The sequence below is a fragment of the Pseudarthrobacter sp. 01T43 genome, from assembly GCF_056398665.1.
Window position 1 is genome coordinate 19,664 of sequence record NZ_JBFTPV010000007.1, and the last position, 24,792, is coordinate 44,455.

General features: G+C 66.6%; 20 protein-coding genes. 12 read left to right on the forward strand and 8 right to left on the reverse strand.

What is annotated here, in order from left to right; translation table 11 throughout:
• Positions 1-141 precede the first annotated feature (141 nt).
• Positions 142-2,250 carry a DNA gyrase/topoisomerase IV subunit B gene (locus AC1DIM_RS09105; RefSeq protein ID WP_477710165.1) on the forward strand — a complete coding sequence of 703 codons (2,109 nt, stop codon included), beginning with the start codon at positions 142-144 and terminating at the stop codon, positions 2,248-2,250.
• 203 nt (positions 2,251-2,453) lie between these two features.
• On the opposite strand, the gene AC1DIM_RS09110 is transcribed toward AC1DIM_RS09105, so the two are convergent.
• Together AC1DIM_RS09110 and AC1DIM_RS09115 are read right to left on the reverse strand one after the other, a co-directional pair.
• Positions 2,454-3,440, reverse strand: a complete 987-nt coding sequence (locus tag AC1DIM_RS09110; RefSeq protein WP_477710166.1) for a M56 family metallopeptidase — start codon at positions 3,438-3,440, stop codon at positions 2,454-2,456.
• 7 nt (positions 3,441-3,447) lie between these two features.
• A complete protein-coding gene (locus AC1DIM_RS09115; protein ID WP_477710167.1) occupies positions 3,448-3,834 on the reverse strand; it encodes a BlaI/MecI/CopY family transcriptional regulator in 387 nt (128 codons plus the stop codon).
• 262 nt (positions 3,835-4,096) lie between these two features.
• Between AC1DIM_RS09115 and AC1DIM_RS09120 the strand changes: the two genes are divergently transcribed.
• Genes AC1DIM_RS09120 through cydD form a run of 3 tightly spaced genes read left to right on the forward strand, consistent with a single transcriptional unit; the run spans position 4,097 to position 10,336 of the window.
• On the forward strand, positions 4,097-5,698 hold the full coding sequence (locus AC1DIM_RS09120) for a cytochrome ubiquinol oxidase subunit I (protein WP_477710168.1): 1,602 nt from the start codon (positions 4,097-4,099) through the stop codon (positions 5,696-5,698).
• A 21-nt stretch (positions 5,699-5,719) separates the two neighbouring features.
• On the forward strand, positions 5,720-6,769 hold the full coding sequence (gene cydB / locus AC1DIM_RS09125) for a cytochrome d ubiquinol oxidase subunit II (protein WP_477710169.1): 1,050 nt from the start codon (positions 5,720-5,722) through the stop codon (positions 6,767-6,769).
• A gap of 6 nt (positions 6,770-6,775) precedes the next feature.
• The gene (gene cydD / locus AC1DIM_RS09130) at positions 6,776-10,336 is read left to right on the forward strand and encodes a thiol reductant ABC exporter subunit CydD (RefSeq protein WP_477710170.1); all 3,561 of its coding nucleotides are present in this window, start codon (positions 6,776-6,778) and stop codon (positions 10,334-10,336) included.
• Between the two features lie 80 nt (positions 10,337-10,416).
• Here cydD and AC1DIM_RS09135 read toward each other — a convergent pair whose 3' ends face one another.
• On the reverse strand, positions 10,417-10,935 hold the full coding sequence (locus AC1DIM_RS09135; protein ID WP_477710171.1) for a DinB family protein: 519 nt from the start codon (positions 10,933-10,935) through the stop codon (positions 10,417-10,419).
• A 9-nt stretch (positions 10,936-10,944) separates the two neighbouring features.
• Positions 10,945-13,455, reverse strand: a complete 2,511-nt coding sequence (locus tag AC1DIM_RS09140; protein WP_477710172.1) for a DNA gyrase/topoisomerase IV subunit A — start codon at positions 13,453-13,455, stop codon at positions 10,945-10,947.
• A gap of 112 nt (positions 13,456-13,567) precedes the next feature.
• On the opposite strand from AC1DIM_RS09140, the gene AC1DIM_RS09145 reads away from it, so the two are divergent.
• From AC1DIM_RS09145 to AC1DIM_RS09155, 3 genes are read left to right on the forward strand one after another with little or no spacing between them, the layout of a single operon-like run.
• On the forward strand, positions 13,568-16,252 hold the full coding sequence (locus AC1DIM_RS09145) for a bifunctional acetate--CoA ligase family protein/GNAT family N-acetyltransferase (RefSeq protein WP_477710173.1): 2,685 nt from the start codon (positions 13,568-13,570) through the stop codon (positions 16,250-16,252).
• Between the two features lie 42 nt (positions 16,253-16,294).
• Positions 16,295-17,038 carry a DUF5998 family protein gene (locus tag AC1DIM_RS09150; RefSeq protein ID WP_477710174.1) on the forward strand — a complete coding sequence of 248 codons (744 nt, stop codon included), beginning with the start codon at positions 16,295-16,297 and terminating at the stop codon, positions 17,036-17,038.
• Between the two features lies 1 nt (position 17,039).
• Positions 17,040-18,272: an alkaline phosphatase family protein gene (locus AC1DIM_RS09155; protein WP_477710175.1), complete on the forward strand. Its 1,233-nt coding sequence runs from the start codon at positions 17,040-17,042 to the stop codon at positions 18,270-18,272.
• A 3-nt stretch (positions 18,273-18,275) separates the two neighbouring features.
• On the opposite strand, the gene sepH is transcribed toward AC1DIM_RS09155, so the two are convergent.
• The gene (sepH, locus tag AC1DIM_RS09160) at positions 18,276-19,649 is read right to left on the reverse strand and encodes a septation protein SepH (RefSeq protein ID WP_477710176.1); all 1,374 of its coding nucleotides are present in this window, start codon (positions 19,647-19,649) and stop codon (positions 18,276-18,278) included.
• Positions 19,650-19,832: 183 nt separating this feature from the next.
• On the opposite strand from sepH, the gene AC1DIM_RS09165 reads away from it, so the two are divergent.
• The gene (locus AC1DIM_RS09165; RefSeq protein ID WP_477710177.1) at positions 19,833-20,132 is read left to right on the forward strand and encodes a DUF4193 domain-containing protein; all 300 of its coding nucleotides are present in this window, start codon (positions 19,833-19,835) and stop codon (positions 20,130-20,132) included.
• Between the two features lie 36 nt (positions 20,133-20,168).
• Here the strand turns inward: AC1DIM_RS09165 and AC1DIM_RS09170 are convergent, their stop codons facing one another.
• Positions 20,169-20,657, reverse strand: a complete 489-nt coding sequence (locus AC1DIM_RS09170; RefSeq protein ID WP_477710178.1) for a DUF3093 domain-containing protein — start codon at positions 20,655-20,657, stop codon at positions 20,169-20,171.
• A gap of 114 nt (positions 20,658-20,771) precedes the next feature.
• Here AC1DIM_RS09170 and dut point away from each other — a divergent pair, with 114 nt between their 5' ends.
• The 4 genes from dut (at position 20,772) to AC1DIM_RS09190 (ending at position 23,297) form a co-directional block, all read left to right on the forward strand.
• Positions 20,772-21,314, forward strand: coding sequence for a dUTP diphosphatase (gene dut / locus AC1DIM_RS09175; RefSeq protein WP_477710179.1), 543 nt, complete (start codon positions 20,772-20,774; stop codon positions 21,312-21,314).
• 123 nt (positions 21,315-21,437) lie between these two features.
• Positions 21,438-22,160, forward strand: coding sequence for a DUF3710 domain-containing protein (locus AC1DIM_RS09180; RefSeq protein ID WP_477710180.1), 723 nt, complete (start codon positions 21,438-21,440; stop codon positions 22,158-22,160).
• Positions 22,153-22,515 carry a hypothetical protein gene (locus tag AC1DIM_RS09185; protein ID WP_477710181.1) on the forward strand — a complete coding sequence of 121 codons (363 nt, stop codon included), beginning with the start codon at positions 22,153-22,155 and terminating at the stop codon, positions 22,513-22,515. Before AC1DIM_RS09180 ends, AC1DIM_RS09185 begins: the two co-directional genes overlap by 8 nt.
• Positions 22,512-23,297 carry a DUF3159 domain-containing protein gene (locus AC1DIM_RS09190; RefSeq protein ID WP_477710182.1) on the forward strand — a complete coding sequence of 262 codons (786 nt, stop codon included), beginning with the start codon at positions 22,512-22,514 and terminating at the stop codon, positions 23,295-23,297. The genes AC1DIM_RS09185 and AC1DIM_RS09190 overlap by 4 nt, the downstream gene beginning before the upstream one ends.
• Here the strand turns inward: AC1DIM_RS09190 and AC1DIM_RS09195 are convergent.
• Entirely contained in the window at positions 23,264-24,010 is a 747-nt protein-coding gene (locus AC1DIM_RS09195) for a potassium channel family protein (protein WP_477710183.1), read from the reverse strand. The two genes, AC1DIM_RS09190 and AC1DIM_RS09195, sit on opposite strands and share 34 nt — an antisense overlap.
• On the reverse strand, positions 24,010-24,681 hold the full coding sequence (locus AC1DIM_RS09200) for a potassium channel family protein (protein WP_477710184.1): 672 nt from the start codon (positions 24,679-24,681) through the stop codon (positions 24,010-24,012). Before AC1DIM_RS09200 ends, AC1DIM_RS09195 begins: the two co-directional genes overlap by 1 nt.
• Between the last annotated feature and the right edge of the window lie 111 nt (positions 24,682-24,792).

A 24,792-nucleotide genomic window follows, 5' to 3' on the forward strand; every position in this document is an offset into this window, starting at 1 on the left:
ATAGGGTCACGGGGACATCACGAGTGGCCCCGGCCACAGCCCCGGCGAGGTGTGGCAGCAGGCCCACCGGGCCGGCGCCGACTAGGCTTGAACGAGCGTCCGCAGCGCCAGCTGTTCCGTCACTGAAGGAGTTCACCACCCGTGGCACCAAGTTCTGATTACACCGCCCGGCACCTTTCCGTCCTGGAGGGCCTCGAAGCCGTCCGCAAACGCCCGGGCATGTACATCGGCTCCACCGACTCCCGCGGCCTGATGCACTGCCTGTGGGAGATCATTGACAACTCGGTTGACGAAGCACTGGCGGGCTTTGGGCACGACATCAAGATCATCCTGCACGCGGACAACTCGGTGGAAATCCACGACGACGGACGAGGAATCCCGGTGGATGTTGAACCCAAGACGGGACTCACCGGCGTCGAGGTGGTGTTCACGAAGCTGCACGCCGGCGGCAAGTTCGGCGGCGGTTCCTACACCGCCTCCGGGGGCCTGCACGGTGTGGGCGCGTCCGTGGTGAATGCTTTGTCCGCCCGACTTGATGTGGAAGTCGACCGCGGCAGCAAAACATACAAAATGTCGTTCCGCCGCGGCGAACCCGGACGCTTCCAGGACCAAGGCAGCAAAGTCGATCCCGCCGCGACCTTCGCGCCGTTTGTGGACGGCTCGGTCCTGGACGTTATTGGCAAGGCAAAACGCGGGGTCACGGGGACCCGGATTCGCTATTGGGCTGACCGCCAGATCTTCACGCCGGACGCGAAGTTCTCCTATGACGAGCTGGCCGCCCGGGCGCGCCAGACATCCTTCCTGGTTCCCGGGCTCAAGCTCACAGTCCGCGATGAACGCAGGCTGGCCGGTACGCCGGGTGAAGCAGGTCCGTATGTGGAGGTTTTCCACCACGACGGCGGCATCTCGGAGTTCGTCGAATTCCTCGCCGCAGACCCCGCCGTCACCGATATTTGGCGCCTGCACGGCTCGGGCAAGTTCAAGGAGACTGTGCCGGTACTCGATGAGCGCGGCCATAGCCAGCTCGCCGAAGTCGAGCGTGACTGTGAAGTGGACGTGGCGCTGCGCTGGGGGATCGGCTACGACAGCACCGTCCGCAGCTTTGTGAACATCATTGCCACCCCCAAGGGCGGAACGCACCAGTCAGGCTTCGAGCAGGCCCTGGTCAAGACGTTCCGGAAAGCGGTGGAAGCCAATGCCCGCAAGCTCAAGGCGGGCAACGACAAGATCGAAAAGGACGACATCTTCGCCGGCTTGACGGCTGTCCTGACGGTCCGGCTGGCTGAGCCGCAGTTCGAAGGCCAGACCAAGGAGATCCTGGGCACCTCGGCAGTCCGGGCCATCGTCGCGAAGGTAGTGGAGCAGGAGATCACCGCAAGGCTGAACTCCGCGAACCGCAACGACAAAGCCCACTCTGCGCTGCTCCTTGAGAAGATCGTCAGCGAGATGAAGTCCCGTATTTCCGCGCGGGTCCACAAGGAAACGCAGCGACGCAAGAACGCCCTGGAAACGTCCTCCATGCCCACCAAGCTTGCTGACTGCCGGACGGACGACGTCGTGCGTTCCGAACTGTTCATCGTCGAAGGTGACTCCGCGCTGGGAACGGCGAAGCTGGCACGGTCCTCGGACTTTCAGGCGCTGCTGCCCATCCGCGGCAAAATCCTCAACGTCCAGAAGGCATCTGTGGGGGACATGCTCTCCAACGCAGAATGTGCCGCCCTGATCCAGGTGGTAGGCGCCGGTTCCGGCCGCAGCTTCGACATCAGCGCCGCCCGGTACGGCAAGGTCATCCTCATGACCGATGCCGACGTCGACGGCGCCCACATCCGGACGCTGCTGCTGACCCTGTTCTTCCGGTACATGCGGCCCATGATCGATGAGGGGCGCGTTTATGCCGCCGTTCCGCCGCTGCACCGCGTTGAAGTGATCAATGCGGGCCAGAAGGCCAACGAGATGATCTACACCTACTCCGAAGCCGAACTCCACGTGTTGCTCGCCCGGCTGGCCAAGGAGGGCAAACGCTACAAAGAGCCGATCCAGCGGTACAAGGGACTCGGCGAGATGGACGCCGAACAGCTGGCGGAGACCACCATGGATCCCCGGCACCGGACCCTGCGCAAAGTGGGCATCGAGAACGCCAAACAGGCGGAGGACACCTTCGACCTGCTGATGGGCTCCGATGTTGCGCCGCGGAAGGACTTCATCATCGCCGGCGCCTCCAGCCTGGACCGGGAGCGGATCGACGCCTGAACAGGCGGCGGCACCAGCCTGTTCCATCGGTTGCTCCACAGCGGCCCTTATGGGCGCTCAAAAGGGCCCAGGGCCCACGCCGGCAGGGTTCCCTGGCCGAGCTTGCGAGGTTAGGGTGCCGGTGGGGATCAATCGATGGGGCTCTCGGCGCTGACGGAGCGGCGGACGCCTTGACGAGCCCGGCACAGCCAGGCGGCGGCACTTTAGCCCAGCAAGCCCGGCACGATCAGCAGGGCCGTGGGCAGGGCAAGCAGCAGGACGCAGCCGACCTGCACCGTGGCGCGGGCTGTGGCAGAGAGTTCGGGCTGTGGTGAGAGCAGCCGGCTGACCCGTGAAGCCGTGGTCCGGGCCGCGTCGGAGCCTGTAACACCCGCTGCTGCCTCCAGGCCGTCGAGGGCAAGGCCTGCCTGGGCGGCCGGCCGGAACGCGCCGCCCCCCGCGGAGCCGCTGGCCACGATCGCGATGGCCTTGATGAGGGTTGTCCGGCTCTCCGTCTTCAGTGCGACGTCGTCAGCCAGCATCTCGATCAGTGAGTTCACGGACTCCTGGGCCAGCCTGGTAGTGGGAAGCCAGGGGAGCGCCTGGCGCCAGGCAGCGAATGCCCAGAGGAGAAGGTGGTGGCGCTGGTTGAGATGGGCGTTCTCATGGATCAGGACTGCCCGCAGCTCTGCCGGTTCAAGAGCTGCCATCAGGCCGTCGGAGAGCACAGTGACCGAGCGTGCCCCGCCGGGCAGGCAGTAGGCGACGGGGGAGTCGTGGCTGATGACCACGGTTCCGGCTCCCTCTGCGGAAGGCGAAGCCAGGAGGGCAAGCAGCTCACGGTGGCGCCGCCGCTGCCGCTGGATCTTGTAGTAGGTGAGCAGCAGGGTGAAAACCAGGTGTGCAGTCAGCAGGGCTGCGGCGGAGAGGGCAAAAAGATGCCAGAAGCCGAGTGCCGTGGTGGGCGCATTAAAGAGCACCATGCCCGCGAGGGCACGCAGGCCGGCAATCAGGTTGTCGCCGACCGGTTCGAGGCCGTAGACCAGCATGGCGCCGATCATCGAGAGCCCGCCGGCAAGGGCAATTGCCTGCCACAGGAGCATTGCGGTGAAGGGCGACCGGGCGGGCCACTGGGCACGGGAAAGGAAGATAGGCACCGGCCACGCCAGGACTATCGCGAGGACCGCCAGCAGGTACGAGGTCCAGAACATGGGCCCGCTAGACGTGGCCGAGCAGTTTGCGCAGTGTTTCGGCTTCGCTTGCGGTAACAGACCCGATGAACTGCGCCAGGACAGCTTCACGGTCAGGGGCGGAGCCCAGCACTTCGTGCATCAGTTCGGCTGTATGTTCTTCCCGGCTGGACACCGCCTGGTAGCGGTGCGGCCTGGTGCCACGTTCCCGCTCCACAAGGCCTTTCTTCTCCAGCCGTGAGAGGACAGTCAGGACGGTGGTGACGGCAAGCTCCTTGCCCTCATGGCCTGCCGAGTCCCCTTTAGCCTCTGTGCTGGTTGCCAGCTTGTCACGCAGGGTATTTGCGGTGGCTGCTTCATGGCCCGCCCAGAGCAGATCCATCACTGCCCGTTCCAGTTCCCCAAGACTTGCCATTGCCTACATCCTTCTTGTTCCCGCATCCGCCGGCTGAACGCCGCGGTGCCTGCACATTCTTCGCTACAGATACAAGATCAAATTTACCTGTTTTTTGGCTGAGTTTCTACGTCCGGTAGAACACAGCGTGTTCCATGGCCTTGTAGGGCTCGTGGTGACGTGCAACTCTTGTTTTTACAGTGCCCGCCGCATTGTTCTACACTCTGTAGAAGTTACAGTTCTACGATACGTAGAAGTTGAACCCCGACCCCGAGGGACTGCTGTGGAAGCTCTGGAAATCGCGCGCTGGCAATTCGGCATCACCACCGTGTACCACTTCATGATGGTGCCCCTCACCATCGGGCTGGGCCTGGTGGTGGCCGTGATGCAGACCGTCTGGCATCGGACCGGCAAGGTCGAATACCTCAGGATGACCAAGTTCTGGGGCAAGCTGTTCCTGATCAACTTCATCATGGGCGTGGCCACCGGCATCGTCCAGGAGTTCCAGTTCGGCATGGCCTGGAGCGAATACAGCCGGTTCGTGGGCGACATCTTCGGGGCTCCGCTCGCACTGGAATCGCTGTTGGCGTTCTTTGTGGAGTCCACGTTCCTGGGGCTGTGGATCTTCGGCTGGAAGCAGTTGAAGCCGGCCATCCACCTCGCCTGCCTGTGGATTGCGGTGGTGGGATCGGTCTTTTCCGCCTACTTCATCATTGTGGCCAACAGTTGGATGCAGCACCCGGTCGGTGCCGAAATCATCGACGGCCGGCCGGTCATGACGGACGCCTGGGCAGTGTTCACCAACAACACCGCACTGGTGGCCTTCCCGCACACCCTGATGGGAGCCCTGGCCGTGGCCGGCGGTTTCCTCCTGGGGATCGCCTGGTACCACCTCTGGCGCAGGCGCAAGGACGGCATCGACACCATCGGCCCCGACGGCAGGGTGGTTCCCGGCGAAGCCGCTATACCCGGCCGCGACAACTCCGACTACAAAGTCTGGATCCGCTCGCTGCGGATCGGCGCCGTCGTCGCCATGATCTCCTTCGCAGGCACGGCCATCACCGGTGACCTGCAGGGCAAGCTGATGTTTGAGCAGCAGCCCATGAAGATGGCCGCGGCCGAAGCCGCCTGCCATGACGGCACCGGGTTTTCGGTCCTCAGCGTCGGAAACCTCGGTTCCAAGAACTGCGACGACATCACGGCCGTGATCGAAGTGCCGGGCATCCTGTCCTTCCTCGCCAAAGGCGACTTCACCACGGAGGTCAAGGGCGTTAACAGCCTCCTGGACCAGTACAAGGCAGACTATGGAACGCACCTGCCGGACAACCCGATCTACGGCGAGCGTGCAGGCCAGGAGATCCAGTACGTGCCCGTTATGGAAGTCACCTACTGGGGCTTCCGGATGATGATCGGCTTCGGCGGACTGGCGGCGCTGGCAGCACTTGTGGCCCTGTGGCTGACCAGGAAGGGCACCGTTCCCGCATCGCCGTGGCTGATGCGCCTGGCAGTCTTCGGCATCCTGGCCCCGTTCGGCGCCAACGCCGCGGGCTGGATCTTCACCGAAATGGGCCGGCAGCCGTTCGTGGTGGCGCCCAACCCGGACCTGAACGGCATCGACCAGGTGTTTATGTTCACCGCAGCGGCCGTCTCGCCCGGAGTGTCGGCCGGTGAGCTGCTGACGTCACTCATCGTCCTGGCCACCGTCTACGCAGTCCTGCTGGTGGTGGAGGTCAAACTCCTGGTCAAGTACATCCGCGGCGGAGTGGTCTCTGCCATGCCGGAACTGGCCCATGTGCCGGCTGATGAGGACGAGGACGCCACCCCCGGGCCAAAGGGTCCGGACGCCGGAAAATCCGGCGACGACGTCCTGGCATTCGCCTACTAAGAAGAGCAGAGGATATTCGATATGGAACTGCTGCCCACTATCTGGTTCATCATCATTGCGGTGCTCTGGACCGGCTACCTCTTCCTTGAAGGCTTTGACCTCGGCGTCGGAATGCTGATGAAGCTGTTCGCGCGGAACAACACCGAGCGCAGGGTGCTGCTGAACACGGTCGGCCCGGTGTGGGACGGCAACGAGGTCTGGCTGATTACGGCGGGCGCCGCCACCTTTGCGGCCTTCCCGCTCTGGTATGCCTCGCTGTTCTCCGCCCTCTACCTCCCCCTCCTGGTGGTCCTCGTCGCCCTGATCTTCCGTGCGGTGGCGTTCGAATACCGCGGCAAAGTGGACAACGACAGCTGGCGTGCACGCTGGGACTGGGCCATTGCCCTGGGCTCTTTCTTCGCCGCGTTCGGCGTCGGCGCTGCCCTGGCACTGACCACCACCGGGCTGCCGCTGAACGCGAACGGTGACCGCGTAGGCGGTGCCATGGCCTGGTTCAGCGGCTACGCCGTCCTGGGCGGGCTGGCCGTGGTGGGGTTCTCCCTGCTGCATGCCCTGGCGTTCCTTGCACTGAAGACCGACGGCGACGTGCGGCACCGTGCGCGCGCCTGGTTTGTCCGGCTGCTCCCCGTCCTGCTGCTTCCCCTGGCCGCCTGGGCACTGGTCATCCAGTTCCTGGCGGGCGAGCTGTGGACCTGGGCGGCGGTGCTCCTGGCCGTAGTGGCTGCCGTCGCGGCATGGTTCCAGGCACGGCGCGGAGCCGAAGGCCACGCGTTCATGGCCATGGGGGCCTTCCTGCTCCTGGGCAGTGCCTCGATCTTTGGCGCAGTCTTCCCGGTGGTGCTGCCATCGACGCTCGATCCGGCGTTTGACCTGACCATCGCCAACGCCTCCTCCTCCGCCTACACCCTCGGCCTCATGAGCGTGGTGGCAGCGGTGGGCCTGCCGCTGGTGATCGCTTACCAGGCGTGGACGTACTGGGTGTTCCGCCGCCGTGTCAGCGCCGCCCACATCCCGGCGGCCCACAGTTTCCTGCCGGCAGTGGCCGTCAGGGCATTCACCACGAAGGACTGACCCCGCGTGCGCCCAGACTTTCCGGCCGGACCGGCCACCCGTTCCGCCGTCTACTGGCTTGGCATGCTGGCAGCGCTGAAGGCGCTCGCTCTGGTCCTCATGGGGCAGGCCGTGGCAGGCATGCTCGCCGGGCTGGCCACCGGGAATGATGCCTGGCAGGACCAGCTGACCTGGGGCCTGGCAGGCGTGGTCCTGAGGTCAATCACCGTGTGGGCGCAGGGTATCGCCGCCCGCCGGGCCGCCCTGGGCATCAAGGAGGAACTGAGGCAGGAACTGCTGGCCCGCGCCCTCCGCAACGGTGCACGCAGCACCGGGCCGGCCGACGGCGGTTTGGCTGTCCTGGCGACGCGCGGCCTGGATGCGCTGGACAGCTACTACACCCAGTTCCTTCCTGCACTCGTGAACTGCGCCACGATCCCGCTGCTGCTGGGGGCACGCATCCTCTTCGCGGATTGGGTCAGCGCCGTTGTGGTTGTGCTGACGGTTCCGCTGGTCCCGCTGTTTATGGTGCTGATCGGCCGGTACACCGAGGACCACGTCCGCGAGGCGCAGGAAACCCTTACCCGGCTGTCCGCCCACATGCTGGAGCTGGCCAAGGGGCTGCCCGTCCTGGTGGGCCTGGGCCGTGCCACCGCGCAGCGCAAGGCCCTCGAGGAGATCTCCGAGGAATACCGGACCAGGACGATGGGCACGCTGCGAACCGCGTTCCTCTCCGCCCTGGCGCTGGAGCTCATCGCCACCATTTCGGTGGCCGTGGTGGCCGTCTTCATCGGCGTCCGACTGGTGCACGGTGACATGGCCCTCGAAGCAGGCCTCCTGGCGCTCATCCTCGCACCGGACTGCTACCTGCCGCTTCGTGAACTGGGGACTGCACACCACGCCAGCGATGATGGCCGGGCAGCGCTCGCCGCCACCCGGGCCGTCACCGATGCACCCGAGCCGCGGCCGCTGCCTGCCGGGGGCCCCGCTGAGTCCACCGAAAGCGCCACCCCTAGTGTTCCGCTGCGTCCCGCGGGCGACGGCGGCCCCCGGCTTTCCGCGCCCGATTCACAGGGAGTGAGGGTCACCGATCTCACGGTCACCTATGCGGGCAGGGCGGGAGCCGCCGTCGGGCCTCTCACCTTTACCGCCCCGCGGGGCCGGATCACCGCCCTCGACGGCCCCAGCGGCGCAGGCAAAAGCACAGTCCTTGGCGTGCTGGCCGGGACGGTGGGCGACGGCGGCGGAACCGAGGTGGCCGGGCACCTTTCCGGCTTCGACCGCAGCGCCATCGCCTGGGTTCCACAGCACCCGGTCATGGTGGCGGATTCGGTCCTTGAGGAGGTCGCGCTCTACGTCAACAACGGATCTGCGGAAGAAGCGCACAAAACCGCCCGCGAGTGCCTGGCCGCATCTGCCGCCGGCCACCTCGCAGGCCACCACCCGGCCGAGCTAAGCCCCGGGGAGTTGCGTCGCGTCGCATTGGCCCGCGGCTTGGCCCGCATTCGGGCTGGTGCCACCGTCCTCCTGCTTGACGAACCGACAGCCCACCTGGACGCGGCTTCGGCGCGGCTGGTACAGGAGTCCATCCGCGCCCTCCGCGGACAGGTCACCGTGATCCTGGTGGCCCACGACCAGCAGACCCGCGAACTGGCTGACCATCTGGTGCCCGTCTCGGCCCGCGGCGTCACGGCGAGGTCGCTGACCACATCGATGCCGGACACGGCGGAGCATCCCGCAGGCCCGGGCAAGGCAACAGGCAGCGGTGAAGATCAGCAGATTCCCGGAACTGCCGGCCGGGGCGCGCCCCGGCCCGCTGCGGGGAATGGCCAGGCGGCTCCCACAGCACGGCTGCTGGGCAGCCTTCTGGCGCCCGTGGCCGGCCGGTTCACGGGCGCAGCCGTGGTGGGGACCTTTGCCGCCATCTTCGCCGTGGCGCTGTCCGGACTGTCCGGCTGGCTCATCATCAGGGCGAGCGAGCAGCCGCCCATCCTGTACCTGCTGACCGCCATCGTCGGCGTGCGGTTTTTCGGAATCGGACGCGCCGTCCTGCGCTATTGGGAACGGCTCCTGCTGCACGACGCCGTCTTCGGTGCCCTCACCCGGCTCCGCGGCCGGCTCTGGGAATCGCTGAGCCGTAAGGCCCTGTCCCTGCGGCGGCTCCTGCAGGGCGGCAACGTCCTGGGGACGGTGATTGACGACGTCGATACCATCCGGGACCTGCTGCCGCGCGTTGTCCTGCCACCCGTTACTGCCGTTGCGGTGGCCGGTTCGGCACTGCTGGCGACAACCCTGGTGGCCCCGGCCGCGCTGCCCGCGGTGGCCATTGCCGCAGCCCTGAGCCTGATCGTGGCACCGGCAGCTGCCCTCCGGGGTGACCGGCAGTCGGCCACGGCGGAACAGCGGCTGCGCGCCGGAGTCCTGCGGCGCACGTCGGCGGCTTTGGACGCCCGTGCTGAACTGCACGTGAACGGCATCGCCGCAGCAGTCCTGGACGCGCTCCGGTCCGAGGACCGCACGGCAACCAAAGCATCCCAGCGCTCTGCCTGGGCGGAAGGCCTCGGCCAGGCGATCACAGCGGCTGCCTGCGGAACTGCGGCACTGGCCGCCGCCGTGCTGACCGCCCCCCAGATCATTGCCGGCGCCATGGAACCCGCGATAGCTGCGGTGATCGTGCTCCTGCAGTTGGCGCTCGTGGAACCGTACGCAGCCATGACGACGGCGGTCCGCCAGTACCCTGCCCTGCGTGCGGTCATGCGGCGGGTTGCGGAGTCCGGCGTGCTTGACGCCACCACAGCGGACGCCGCTGATGGCGACGGGCTGCACGAAGTCCCGCCGCGCCCCGGTGCAGCCCCGGGGGTGGAACTGTCCAACCTCGCGGCCGCCTGGCCAGGCGGCGGCACGGTCTTCTCAGGGGTGTCGGCAGCAGCCGGGCCGGGCAGTTGGCTGGCCGTCACCGGGCCTTCCGGCACCGGTAAATCCACGCTCCTCGCGGTACTCCTGGGCTTCCTGCCGGCCGCGGCCGGCTGGGCCGCGGTGACCGGGAAGGCCGCCTGGTGCCCCCAGGAGGCGCACCTGTTCGATTCGACCCTGCGCGGCAACCTGCTGCTCGGCCTGCCGGCTTCGGCACCGGGACCCGCTGCGGCACCTGAAGCCGGACCCGACGATTCGCCGGACCACGGCACGGTCCGAACGGCCGCACGTGACCCGGAACTGGCGGCGGCGCTGTCCGCCGTCGGCCTTAATGCCCTGGTGTCACGCCTGCCTGACGGCCTGGACACCAGGATCGGGCCGGGCGGCTCGTTCCTGAGCGGCGGCGAGCGGCAACGGCTCGCGGTGGCCCGGACCATCCTGACGGGCGCCGAAGTGATCCTGCTGGACGAGCCCACAGCCCATCTGGACGCGGAAGCAGGACGGGAAATGCTGGCCGACCTCCGCGCGGGCCTCAAGGACCGCACAGTGGTCATGGTGACCCACAACCCGGCCGATATCCACCCGGCTGACGCCGTTCTTGACCTGTCCGCGACGTCACTGACGGGCGTCGCGGGCAGCGCCAGGGTGCCGTACCCGGAAGGGAGCCTTCGCTAGCCTGATTCAAGGCCCCATGTCAGCACCACGATGGGTTACCGGACGGTCACCGCAGCATGGCGCGGGATAAGCAGCTGTAATCAGCCGTCCACATCGTGAAGGTGATGGACCACGTCGTGCAGGAAGTACTGCGACAGGGTCAGGACGGTGAACTCCGAGCCGTTGCCCCGCAGGCCCGTCCGGCCCCACTCCGACTCCCGGACGCCGGCGAAGGACGCAGTGATCTGTTCGCCCTCTGCCGTCAACTCAGCACTGACCACTGCGGGATCGGCGCCAGCGTAATCCTTCTCGACTGCCGTCCGGTCCTGGTCCCAGTTGTCGAACCGTGCATCCTCGGAATCGAGCATCAGGTTCAGCCGCTGGTCGAACAGCGCAAAAACGTCGCGGACGTGGCAGGCGTACTCCAACGCCGACCAGGTGCCCTCGTCCGGACGTTCGGCAACCTCTGGCCTGCGGAGGACTGCCCGCCAGCGCGGCAGCATGTTCGCCACACTGCCAGGGACCGTGGAGGGGGTGACGGTGGAGGCGTCGAAGGAGCACTCCGGGCACGGCCGGGAGAGTACCCAGGTCCAGTCTTTATCATCAGGAATGATAGGCATGGCAGCAGTCTAGGCCGGATCGGTCCAGGCCATGGCAGGTCCCACCGCATCCACGGCCTGTGACAGGGGAATGCCTGAACCATCGCGCCGGCCGTGTTCCTGCGGAAGGGACCGGGCCACGCCGGCCAGCGAGGATGCTTTGGCCGGTCCGTGCCCGGCCCAGCCGAGAAGCAGGGTGTCTTCGCCCTTAAGGAACCGGTGGGCGCGGACCCCGGCCGTCGCTCGGCCCTTGGCCGGATACTCGGCGAAGGCCGTTACCTTCGCCGCACCGGGCGCGGTCCCCGGCAGGGCGCCGTCGGTCCCCGCGATGGTTACCACGACGGCGGCGTCATCGTTCGGTGCCACCGCACCGAAGAACACCACGTGGTCTCCGGCGCTGAGCTTGATGCCGGCCATGCCGCCTGCTGTCCGGCCCTGGGCACGTACGGTGGCGGCGCTGAACCGGAGCAGTTGTGCTTCCTTGGTCAGGAACACGAGATCAGTGTCCTCCGATCCGGCCGGGGCCACACCCACCACCACGTCTTTGTCCTTGAGGGCAATGACCTCCCAGTCCTCGCGGTTCAGGGGGTAGTCCGGCTGGACCCGCTTGACCACACCCTGCGCCGTGCCGATGGCCAGGATCTCATCCAGCGGGGCGAAGGCCACCAGCTGTTCACCCTTCAGCAGGGTGATGAAGTCACTGGCCGGGACACCGCCTGCCAGGTTGGGCAGCCCGGACATCGGAGGCAGCACCGGCATGTCCATGACCTGGAGCCGCAACATCCGCCCCTGCGAGGTGACGGCGGCGATTTCACCACGGGCGGAGGTCCTGACCACCGAGCGGAACACATCATGCCTGACGCGCGGGCCTGCCTCGGCGAGCGGTTCCTGGTTGGACGTACGGGCAATCTGCCCCGACGCCGTGAGGATCGCCCAGCAGGGATCGTCCGCGATCTCCAGAGCCAGCGGCGTGGCTTTGCCCTTCGCGCCGGGTGCGGCAGCCAGGGCGGCTGCCACGGTGGGGGAGACAGCCTCGGATTCGAGCAGGACGGTCCGGCGCGGCGTGCCGTATTTTTCGGCAATCTCGCCGAGCTCGGTGGACACGAGTCCCCGCAGCCGTTCCTCCGAGCCGAGGATGGCTTCCAGCTCCGCTATCTCGCGGCGCAGCTCATCCTGTTCCTTCTCAAGCTCGATCCGTGAGTACTTGGTCAGCTGGCGCAGCCGCAGTTCCAGGATGTAGTTCGCCTGGATTTCGGTGAGGTCGTAGATGGACATCAGCCGTTCGCGGGCTGCGGCCACCTCGTCCGAGGAGCGGATGATCTGGATGACCTCGTCAATGTCCACGATGGCGATCAACAGGCCCTCCACCAAGTGCAGGCGGTCCTTCTTTTTGCCGAGACGGAAGGCCGTGCGCCGGCGGACCACATCGATGCGGTGGCCAACATAGACGGACAGCAAAGCCACAAGCCCGAGGGTCTGCGGCTGGCCGTCCACCAGCGTCACGTTGTTGATGCCGAAGGAATCTTCCATGGGGGAGTAGCGGTACAGCTGCTGGAGCACGGCATTCGGGTTGAACCCGTTCTTCAGCTCGATGACAAGGCGCAGGCCGTGCTTGCGGTCCGTGAGGTCAACGATGTCGCTGATGCCGGTCAGCTTCTTGCCGTTGACCGCATCCTTGATTTTCTCGATCACCTTTTCCGGACCCACCATGTAGGGCAGTTCGGTGACCACCAGCCCGGTGCGCCGGGCGGAAAGCTGCTCGATCTCCACCTTGGCCCGGGTCTTGAAGGAACCGCGGCCAGTGGCGTAGGCGTCACGGATGCCGTCCAGGCCCACGATCCGGCCGCCCGTGGGCAGGTCCGGCCCGGGGACAAACCGCATGAGGTCCTCCAGCGTGGCGTCCGGGTGCGCGATCAGGTGCCGTGCTGCGGAGATGACCTCCACGAGGTTGTGCGGGGCCATGTTGGTGGCCATGCCGACGGCGATGCCCGTGGCCCCGTTGACCAGCAGGTTGGGAAACGCAGCCGGAAGCACGTCCGGCTGGGTCAGTTGGTTGTCGTAGTTGGGGACAAAGTCCACCACGTCTTCGTCGAGGTGGTCAGTCAGTGTCAGGGCCGCGGCCGCCAGGCGGGCCTCGGTGTACCGGGGAGCCGCCGGGCCGTCGTCGAGCGAGCCAAAGTTGCCGTGGCCGTCGATGAGCGGAAGGCGCAGCGAGAAGTCCTGGGCCATGCGCACCATGGCGTCGTAGATCGCTGTGTCGCCGTGGGGGTGGAGCTTACCCATGACTTCGCCCACCACACGGGCACTCTTGACGTGGCCGCGGTCGGGCCGGAGACCCATCTCGCTCATCATGTACAGGATCCGGCGCTGCACCGGCTTGAGTCCGTCCCTGGCATCGGGCAGGGCCCGGGAGTAGATCACCGAATAGGCGTACTCCAGGAAGGAACCTTCCATCTCGGACGTGACATCGATGTCCACGATGTTCTCGACGAAATCCTGGGTGGCTTCCCCGGCTGGGGGTGGGCTTTGGCGGCGGGCCATGGGGCTGGTGGATCCTTCTGGGTTACTGGTGGTGCTCTGGTGGGGCGCAGTTTCCTGGCGCCGTTTCGTTGGCGCAGGGCCTGCGGCGTCTGTTTGTGGTTAGGCTAAGCCTATGGTGGATCAGCCCGGGGACGGCGAATATCCGGAACATTGGGAAGCCGATGTCGTGCTCAGGGACGGCGGCACAGCGCACCTGAGGCCGATTCATGCCAGTGATGCGGAGGCTGTCCAGGCTTTCCACGCCGGACAGTCCCAGAACTCAATCTACATGCGCTTCTTTACCTTCAAGGCCCGGCTGTCCAGCAAGGAGCTCAAACGCTTCACCGAAGTGGACTACAAGGACCGGGTGGCGCTGGTCATCACCTTCGGGGGTGAAATCCTGGGTATTGGCCGCTACGACAGGCTCGATGACCCGGCCGAGGCCGAGGTCGCCTTCAACATCGCAGACGCCCACCAAGGCAGGGGAATCGGTTCCATCCTTCTGGAACACCTCGCCGCAGCCGCCCACGAAAACGGAATCCGCCGCTTCACCGCCGAAGTACTGCCGGAAAACCGCAAAATGCTGATGGTTTTCGCCGACGCAGGCTACGACGTCAAACGCCATTTCGACGACGGCGTCGTCAGCCTGGAGTTCAACATCGGGTCCACCGAGAAATCCCGGGCCGTGATGGAGTCACGCGAGCACCGCGCCGAGGCGAGGAGCGTGCGGGACCTGCTGACGCCGTCGTCGATTGCCGTCATTGGAGCCAGCCGCAAGTGGGGGACCATAGGTCACCAACTGCTCGAACACATCATCGAGGGCGGCTTCCCGGGGCCTGTGTACGCCATCAACCCCGAGGCACTGGAACTCGCCGGGATGATGTCGTTCGGCAAGCTATCCGAGGTCCCGGACCCGGTACAGCTTGCGGTCATCGCTGTTCCCTATGCCGAAGTTCCGGGTGTGGTGGATGACTGCGCCGCCGCCGGAGTCAAAGGCCTGGTGATTGCGTCCGCCGGTTTCGCGGATGACGGTGAACGCGGCCTCCAGCGCCAGCGGGACCTGGTCCGGAGGGCGCGGGCGAACGGCATGCGGGTCATTGGGCCGTCGTCGCTCGGGATCGTGAACACGGATCCGGACGTCTCCCTCAACGCGTCCATGGCACCCGCGATGCCGCTGCGCGGCGGACTGGGGCTGTTCAGCCAGTCGGCGGCCATCGGCGTATCCCTCTACGCAGCGTCCAGCCGCCGGCGGCTGGGACTCTCCACGTTCCTCTCGGCAGGCAACAGGGCGGACGTCTCCGGCAACGACATGATGCAGTTCTGGGAGGACGACGCCGGCACCACCGCCGTGGGCCTCTACCTGGAATCAATAGGCAACCCGCGCAAATTCTCCCGGATCGCCCGGCGCCTGGCCCGCACCAAGCCGGTGGTCGTGGCCAAGTCTGAGACCATGGGCCTGCGGCTGCCGCCCGGCCACGTGGTCCGCACTACCCAGGCGCCCGCCGGGGCGCTCGACGCGATGATGCGGCAGGCCGGCGTTATCCGGGTGGAGACCATTGAGCAACTCATGGATGTCTCCCAGGTCGTAGCCGGCCAGCCGTTGCCCGCCGGGCCAGGGCTGGCTATCTTCAGCAACTCCATGGCGCTTGGCAAAGTGGTGGCCGACAGCGCCGAAGCCCACGGGCTGGCCGTGAACGGGATCGTCACCGACGTGGATCTCGACGCCGGGATGTCCCTTGCGTTGCCGGCCCTGCGTCGCAGCCTCCAGGACACGCTCGCGTCTGACGCCGTGCACGCCGTGGTGGCGGCACTGCTGCCGGTCCGCGGCCTCACAGTGGACAGCATCGCCGAGGTGCTGGCCGAATGCTCAGCGGCGGCCGGCAAACCGGTGGTGGCGGCCTTCACGGGAATCCTTGATGCCTCCGTCTACGTCGAAGGGATGGTGGGCTCCGAGGCGCGGACCGTACCTTGCTTCTCGAACCCGGGCGCGGCAGTGGCGGCGCTCGCCGCCGTCGTGCGTTATTCCGAATGGCTCGCCCGGGACCCTGGCCATTTTGTCGAGCCCCCAGGCTGCGATCCGGAAAGCGCCAGGGTCCTCCTGGACGAGCTGCTCCGCGACGTCCAGGGAGCTGAGCTAAAGTCCCTGGATGCTGCGTCCACGGCATCGCTGCTGGCGAAATATGGCATTCCCGTGCTGCCATCCGCCGGGTTCGAATCGGCTGACGAAGCGGTCGACGCCGCGGGCAGGCTGGGCTGGCCGGTGGCGCTGAAAACCACGGATCCGGCCCTCCGGCACCGCCTGGACCTGGGCGGAGTGCGGCTGGACATCGAGGATGCCGACTCCCTGCGCCGGACCATTGCGCAGATGCGGCGGTCGCTGGCGCCCTACGGTTCGCGCTCCCTGGAGGTGCAATCGATGGCACCTGTGGGGCAGGCCTGCACCTTCCGGGCCATTGAAGATCCGCTGCTGGGGCCGGTGATCTCCTTCGGGTTGGCCGGGGACGCCGTCAACCTGCTGGACGACTGGGCGCACCGTGTACCGCCGCTCTCGGCTGCTGATGTCAACGACTTCATTCGCGGGCCCCGGGCTGCCCGCAAACTGCTGGGCTACCAGGGCCTGCCGGCCGTCGATCTGGCTGCCCTTGAGGACCTCGCCGGCCGGCTGGCCTGGATGAAGGACAACCATCCGGAAATAGCCCTGGTTGAGTTCAACCCTGTGCTTTGCGGAGCAGAAGGCTTGTCCATCCTGGCCGCGGAGATCCGGATTGGCAACGCTGCCCGGCGCACCGACAGTGCCCGCCGTGCCATGCAGGGCTGAACGCGGTTAGCATGTCCCCGGCCGATCTGTGAAAATGAAGGCATGAGCTCACAGCCTTCCCCGTCGACGCCATCCACGCCCGGCAATGAGAACCAGGCACCCCGACCCCACAGCTCACACAGCCACACGCCGCAGGCGCTGAGCCTGGACGACGCCCTCCAGAAGGCCGGCTTCTACCCGCCCCTGGTTGCGGACGTCGTTGACGACGCGTTGGACGGCCGCGAATGCGTGGCACACCTGGTGCACCTGGAAACGCACTTCGACCGGGCTGAGGTCCGCCGCCACATCACGGTGCTGGTCCTGACCTCCGACATGCTGGTGATCACCCACGTGGATGATCAGCAGCTCGATGAGGCCGGCGAGCAAATCGTCGCCCAGATCTCCACCGAGTCTGTGCCGGTGGCGCAGATCCGCTCCGTGGTCCTGAGCTACATGTATTCCCAGCCACAAAACTACAAGCCGTCCGATCCGGTTCGGGAAGTCACCCTCGCCATTGCCTGGTCCGGCGGCCAGCGTCTGGACATGGGGCCCGCGAGCTGCGGTGATCCGCAGTGCGAGGCCGATCACGGTTACAGCGGCACGATTGCGCAGGAAGACATCGTCCTGCGCATCAGTGCCGAAGCGGACGGTCCCCAGGCAGTCCAGGACGCCAAACTCTTTGCCCGGGCCCTGCGGGCCGTGAACACCGGTTCCACAGCCCCGGTGACCCATGCAGGCCAGACGCTGCAGCCCCGGCCCCGGACCGGCGTGTTCGGCAACAGGCTCAGCCGCGGGCACCAGCGCTGAGATGCCGGAGCAAGCAAAAGCAACTCTCCCTGCAGCCCCGTCCGAAGGCAACGCCAGGCCACTGAACGTGCCGCCGGCTCCTGCCTTTGGCCGGCGGTCCGTTGCCGAGGTCCTCACCAGCGCCGCGGCCAGCGTGGGGGTGGAAGGGTTTGCCAACACGTTGGGGCTGCCGCCGGCGTCGCGTGTCTGCGTGGTCCTGGCGGATGGGCTGGGCCGGAACCTGCTGAAGCAAAAGTCCGCCCACACCCCGTTCCTGCGGTCCGTGATGCAGGCCGGGCAGGGCGAGGTCCCGGTCTGGCTGGACTCCACGTTTCCCTCAACCACCGCAGCGGCCCTGGCCAGTTTTGGCACCGGACTCCCGCCGGGCCAGCACGGCATGGTGGGTTACGACGTCCTGGATCCCGCGCAAGACAAAGTGGTCAATATGCTGGGCAACTGGGATGCAAATGTGGAACCCCTGGCCTGGCAGCCGCACCCCACCGTGTTCGAACGGGCGGCCGGATCAGTCACGGTAACCACGGTCAGCCTGCCGCAGTTCGGCGACTCGCCCATGACCCGGGCGGCCCTCCGCGGCGGGAACTTCGTCTCCGCGGTCACCGCCCACGCCCGCACGGCTGCCGCCGCCAAGGCCATGGCCGTAGCCGGCCCTGCCCTGATGTACTTCTACGTCAACGAACTGGACAAGGCAGGCCACCGCTACGGCTGTCAGTCCGAGCAATGGGAACACCAGCTTGAAGAGCTCGACGCCACGGTCAAGCGGCTCAATTCGACCCTGCCTGCCGGGACCACCATTCTTCTCACCGCAGACCACGGCATGTTGGACGTGCCCGAACAACAGCGGATCGATTACGCGGCGGACCCGTCGCTGATCGAGGGCGTGCGGCATACAGCGGGAGAACCGCGGATGGTGCACCTCTACCTTGAGGATCCGGCCGATCCCGGGGCCCGTGAACGCCTGCTGGCCGCCTGGCGCACCCGCTTCGGCGACAGGATCTGGGCATTCAGCCGGGAGGACGCCACCGCGGCCGGGCTGTTTGGTGCCGTGAGCCCGGCTGCCGGGCCCCGGATCGGTGACGTCATGATTGCCGCGCGGGACGCTCTTGCCCTCTATGACACCCGCCGCGTGCGGCCTGCGGCCATGGAGGTGGTGGGCCAGCACGGTTCGCTCACCAAGGCCGAACGTGAAGTTCCGTTCCTGTGTTTCACGGCCGAAGGCAAGGCCCGGGGACGCTAGGCGCTAGTCCCGCTTCGTCCCGAAGACGATCTCATCCCAGCTGGGCACGGTTGAGCGTTTCGGCTTTGCCGGCTGCCGCTCAGGCAGGTCGGCGTCATGATGACGGCCGGGTGCAGGTTCATCGCTGCCGGCCGCGTAGGCTGCCCGGCGGGGACTGCCACCCAGGAGTTCGTCCAGGCCCACGCTCGGTACGGCCGGCACGGGGCCCTCGCGTCCCTCCTCCGGCGCAACCGGACCTGCGGGACGTGGAGGAGATGCCACAATGGTGATTTCCCGCGTCTCGGTGCTGACGCCGTCGTGCAGTTTCAGGATGTCGTCTTCATCGTCAGCATCACGGTGCGGCGGGATGAGGCTCAGGCGGGACAGCATGGACGGCCGGCCGTCACGCCTGCGGGTTTGGGGATCGCCGTGTGCGGCCGGTGCCGTGCTGTCCGGACCGGTGGTTTCCGCTGGTGGGTCTTCCTGGCTGTCCTGGTCCGAGTCCTCGCTGGCGCCTTGCTCAGGCACAACCTCTGACGGGCGTGGGTGCGCAGCCGGCACTCCGTGAGTCAGCAGCAGTGCCAATGCGTCATCGGCGTCCTCATCCACGCCCAGGCGCTGGCCGCGGCGGGAACGAAGCATATCCAGGAGTCCATCGGACTCCTTGGCCTGCAGAATGGGCTGCGGGCCGGTTGCGTTGCGGGCGGCCGCTTCGGCGTCGGTCTCAAAATCAAAGGGCCGGTCGGATACTGCCGTCAGCCGGCGAGCGGGGACGGGGCCGTCCAGCGGCTCGAGTTCACTGAGCTGCTGGGCCCAGCGGTTCGCGTTCTGCAGCGACTTGCGGGCCGGGCTGAAGGTCCACAGCGCAGGCGGCTCCTCACCGATACCGGCCTGGCCCTCCCGCTGCGGCTCGAAGCGGGCCGCCACCGTCCAGTTGCCGTCCTGGCGCCGCCAGGAATCCCATTCCACCGTGGACGGTTCAATTCCATGGGTGGAAAGCCGGTGCTTCACCATGTCATCGAGGGTGGCGGGGTTGTMGCCGAAAATTGAGCGGTAGGTGTCGTGGCCGGGGGAGGGCGAGGCCACTTCAACCTTCCGCGCCTGCTGGGCCACGTATTCCCGCTCGGCGAGGACGGGGCCCTCATACCGCTCCACCTTGGCAAGGGGCAGCCCGGAGAGCTCCGCCACGTCCGATGCTGTGGCACCGCTGCGGATGCGTGCCTGAATGTCCCGCGGGGACATGACAATGGGCGCAACTGCTGTTGCGGCTTTCGCCGACGACCGGCTGGCCGCCCGCAGTGCCTCATCGATCGGCAGCTGGAACATCTCGCCGCCGGCACCGCTCAACAGGAGATGCTCCCCGTCGTCGTGTACGCCTACAAGCCGTAGATCCTGCATGCAAATCCTCCACCCTGGCATTACTATCAATCGAAACTCTGCCACTGACGGGCACTGTTTTCGGTTAGGAGCAAGGGCGCGCCGCGATATTCCGGGACTTTCGCGCGCCGGGCACAAACCGGAGGTGCGCTGCGTTATCAACGGTGATACCCGCCGACGTGAGAGGAACGGAGTTGTGCGGACATGGCCACCGACTACGATGCGCCGCGCAAGTCTGAAGAAGACCTCAGTGAGGATTCGCTGCAGGAGCTAAAGTCCCGGCGGACCGAGAAGCCGGCGGCAGCGGTGGAGGAGGACGAAAATGACCCCGCTGCGGGCTACGAGCTCCCGGGCGCCGATCTGTCCGGCGAGGAGCTGCTGGTCCAGGTGGTACCGCCCCAGCCGGACGAGTTCACCTGTTCCTCATGCTTCCTGGTCCACCACCGTTCCCAGGTCGCCCGGGAACAGAACGGCCACTTCTACTGCACGGAATGCGAAGGGTGAGCCCCGCTCCACTCCCTGGGGCTGAGTTGCCGGGCCTTACTTTCCGGACAGCGCAGCGGCCAGTTCCCCGGGCCGCCGCGAGGAGGTCAGCCAGTAGGGCGTCCGGTCGGACGGGTCGGTGATTTCCACCCGGACCACCGGGTCGATCCAGCCCCGGATGCAGAGGTAGGCGAGACCGTTGAGCTTCGTGCCACGCTGAGCCGTGGCTTCCTTGCCCTTGTAGGTCTCCACGAGGCCGACGAAACGGCGCTCGATGGTGGCCCGGCCCACGGTCAGGGTTTCTTCGGTGACCATGATGGTGGGAGTCGAGAGCACCAGCAGGACGGCAATGATCGCGAACATCACCACTGCGGCGGTGTAGCCCGCCGTCATGCTGATCGGGGCGAAGACCAGGATGCCGGCGCCGGAGATTCCCGCCGCGATGATCCAGATCCAGACGTTGGGCCACAGCCTCTCCCGGAAGACGGCCGGGGCGCCGGCGGAGGGGGTGTTGGGGACAGGTGCAGTTGAACTGGATTCGGGCATGCCATCAGCTTTCCATCTTTGCCCGGCTAATTCATCTTGGCGTTCCGCCGGGGTACCCGTGCGTCCAGTGTGCGTCTAGGAGGGAACGGCGGCTGGGCGTTAGAGTGAGTGACTGTGACTGACGAACTCGCCACGGTTGAAACCGCACCTGACCCTGTTGTCTCCGGCCCTGCGACGGGGGCAGCCGCCGCCTACGGTGCGCCCACGCTGCAGGTACAGCTGAAAATGCTCGACGCCGGCCTGGACGCGCCGTCGTACGCCCACCCCGGTGATGCCGGTGCTGACCTCAGGGCAAGGGAAGATGTGGTGTTGCAGCCGGGCGAGCGGAAGCTGGTGCCAACGGGCGTTTCCATCGCCCTCCCGGACGGGTTTGTGGCGCTGATCCACCCCCGGTCCGGCCTCGCCACGAAGCATGGGCTGACTATCGTCAACGCTCCTGGCACCGTGGATGCCGGTTACCGCGGAGAAATCTCCGTGACGCTGCTGAACACCGATCGCCGCGACGCCATCGAACTGCGGCGCGGCGATAGAATTGCACAGATGGTCATTCAGCGCGTGGAATACGCGCAGTTTGTTCCTGTCAACGAATTGAGTGAATCCGTTCGGGGCGCCGGCGGGTTCGGTTCCACCGGTGGTTTCACGCCGCGAAACGCCTGACACCGGCCACGTGCGTTCACCCGCACAGTGCATGCAGCGGCGCGGGGGCTGCCCGCAGCAGCTTTGACTTTCAGCCGGACCCGGGGCCCGGCCGGGCACTTTCACAACTTAGGAGACAAACCCATGGTTTTTGGGCTCGGCAGGAAATCCAAGAAGGAACAGGACGCCGAACGGGACGAATCCTCCGCGTCAGCGGAATCAGGGGATTCCGGCCGGGCGGCTTCGGAAGATACGGATCGGCGGGCCAACGGACCCTTCGATGTATCCGAAATCGACAGCCACGATGGCTACGTTGACCTCGGTGCCCTGCTCGTCGCCCCGAGCGAGGGACTCCAGCTGCGGCTCGAGGTCGAAGAAGCTACCCAGCGCGTGGTGGCCGTGACCATGGACCTGAACGGTTCAAGCCTGCAGCTGCAGGCCTTTGCCGCCCCCAAGACCGAGGGGCTGTGGGACGAAATCCGCGAGCAGATCGGTCAGTCCGTAGGAAGCCAGGGTGGCCAGGTGGAGGAAGTCCAGGGCGCTTTCGGAACCGAACTGGTCGCCAAGCTGCCTGCCGGTGCCCCGGACGGAAGCCAGGGTTACCGGGTGGCGCGCTTCATCGGCGTGGACGGACCGCGGTGGTTCCTGCGCGGCGTCCTCGGCGGGGAAGCGGCAATGGAGCGTGAGGCCGCCGCTCCGCTGGAAGACCTGTTCCGCCGGATCGTGGTGATCCGTGGCGATAGTCCCATGCCGCCGCGCGACCTGCTTCAACTCCGTTTACCCAAGGACGCCAGCGTTACCCCGCCGCCTTCCGCCACTGAATTCAAGGAGCCGGAGCGCGGTCCGGAAACCACGCAGATTGGCTGATTCCCAGCACGCGTCTCCGGACCCGTCGCCTCGCGCCGGGGTACCGGTCAGCGGGCTCCCGGACAGGGGGCGGGTGCTGTGCCGAGGGTTCATCGAATCTGTGACCTTCCTGCCGGCCAATCAAAGCCCTGCGTTCACGGCGGTCATGGCTGACCCTGACGACCAACGCGCTGGCACCGGCGCCGGACAAGGAAGCGAAAAGCGCCTCCGCGTCGTCTGGCTGGGCCGGCACAGGGTGCCGGGGATCGAGGCCGGTACGGAAGTTCGCGTCGAAGGCATGCTGACCCAAAGCCACRGCCTGCCCACCATCTTCAATCCGCGCTACGAAATCATCTCCAGCCAGGAGCACGAATGACCCCGTCCCAGCTGCCCGAGCCGTCCTCCGGACCAGACCGGCACAGTCCGGAACCTGGCCGTCCCGAGGCGTCCCGTACGAAACCGTCTCCGATGGCGGGACTGGCGGAGGACTACGCGGCCAAAGCCGGACTGCACCGTACCCATGACGGCCGGATCGACGTCCTCAAGAGTGCCGGCGGAGTCCAAGGCATCGCGGAGAGCACCGTCCCGGGCGTGGTTTTCCTCGTGGCGTTCACCATCACCCGGGACCTCACCCTGTCGCTGGTGGCTGCGCTGGCATCCGCGGCAGTCTTTACCGTGGTTCGCCTGGTCCAACGGCGGCCGCTGACCCAGGCCCTGGCCGGAGTGGTGGGCGTGGGCATATCGGCCTGGCTCGCCAACACCACAGGAAAGGCTGAGGACTTCTACCTTCCCGGCTTCTTCACCAACGCCGCCTACATCCTCGCCATGGTCATCTCCATCGCCATCAAATGGCCTTTGGCGGGCTTGTTGTTTGGATTCATCCGCAACGAAGCCCTTGAGTGGCGCAAGGACGCTGCCAGGGTTAAGGCTTACCGCCTGGGCACGTGGATCATCGTGGCGGTGCTGGTACTTCGGCTGGTGGTCCAGGTTCCGCTGTACCTGATGGGGGAGGACGGACTCGCTGCCCTCGCCACCACGCGCCTGATCATGGCGGCCCCGCTGTATATCCTGGGCGTCTGGATCGCCTGGCTGGTCACCCGGCCGGCGCCGGCCGGGGCCGGCGCTCAGCCGTCGAAGCCGTCGTCCTCCGGGGCCTGAGACGCGGCGTGCTGCACGGCTCCGGGCTCGCCGGTGTTATCCGCAGTCTCGGCTAATTCGGCGGACAGCAGTGCCCGCAGTTCGTCTTCCGCGGCGATGGTGGTGACAAAGAACAATTCGTCGCCGCCGTCGATCACGTCGTCGCGGCTGGGCGTGATGGGCGCATGGTCACGGAGGATAGCCACCAGCGTGGCGTCCTCTGGCCACGTGATGTCGCCAACTGTCAGGCCGATGACGTGGGAATCGTGCGGCACGGTGAACTCCACCAGCGAAGAAACCCCCGTCTGCAGGGTCAGCAGCCTGACCAGGTCACCGATTTCCACCGCCTCTTCCACCAGCGCCGTCATCAGTTGGGGGGTGTTGACGGCAACGTCGACGCCCCAGGAATCGTTGAACATCCAGTCGTTCTTGGGGTTGTTGACCCGGCCCACCGTGCGGCCCACGCCGAATTCGGTCTTGGCCAGGAGTGAGACCACCAGGTTCACCTTGTCATCCCCGGTTGCCGAAACCACGACGTCGGCGTCCTCCACTTTTGCCCCCTGCAGGGTGCTGAGCTCGCAGGCGTCGCCGACCAGCCAGTGCGCGCCGCGCAGGCCGCTGCGGCCGATGACCTCCGGCTTGAGGTCGATCAGCAGGATGTCGTGTTTGTGCGCCAGCAGTTCCCGGGCGATCGATGACCCGACACTGCCGGCACCGACGATAACAACTTTCACTACAACTCCTTGGCAGGTGCTTTGGCCAGGATCTGGGCGACCTGGGAACTGCGGTCCACCGGCAGCATGGCATGCACGGTGTCGCCGTCTTGGTAGAGGGTGCCGGACTCAGGCAGCACACCTTCGCCGAACCTGGTGAGGTAGGCAACCCGGATGGTTGCGGCTTTTTCGATCGCGGTGATCCGGTGGCCGATCCAGCCGGCGTCGAGATCCACTTCGGCGAGCACCAGCCGGCCTGAAGGCTCGCGGAAGTCGCCGGCGATGTGCTGCTCGGGGAGGATGCGGCGCAGGACCTGGTCAGCACTCCAGCGCACGGCCGCCACTGTGGGGATACCGAGCCGCTGGTAGATTTCCGCCCGGCCGGGGTCGTAGATCCTGGCCACCACATGCGGAACGTGGAAGGTTTCCCGCGCCACCCGGGTTGCCAGGATGTTGGAGTTGTCGCCGCTGGACACAGCCGCGAAAGCGTAGGCCTCGGCGACTCCGGCCTGTTGGAGCGTGTCCCGGTCGAAGCCCACTCCGGTGACCTTGCGACCGGTGAAGCCCTGCCGGAGCCGGCGGAACGCCCTGTCGTCCTGGTCGATAATCGCGACGGAATGGCCTGCGTCCTCCAGTGTGTGCGCCAGGGTTGCCCCCACCCGGCCACATCCCATGATCACGAAATGCGCCACCGTGTTTCCTTACCTTCCGTCGGCTGTTGCTGCTTCTAGAACTCTACCGGCAGCCCGCGTTCATCAGCCGCTTCGACGTCGTCATGACATGCGACGCGAATAAGACTAACT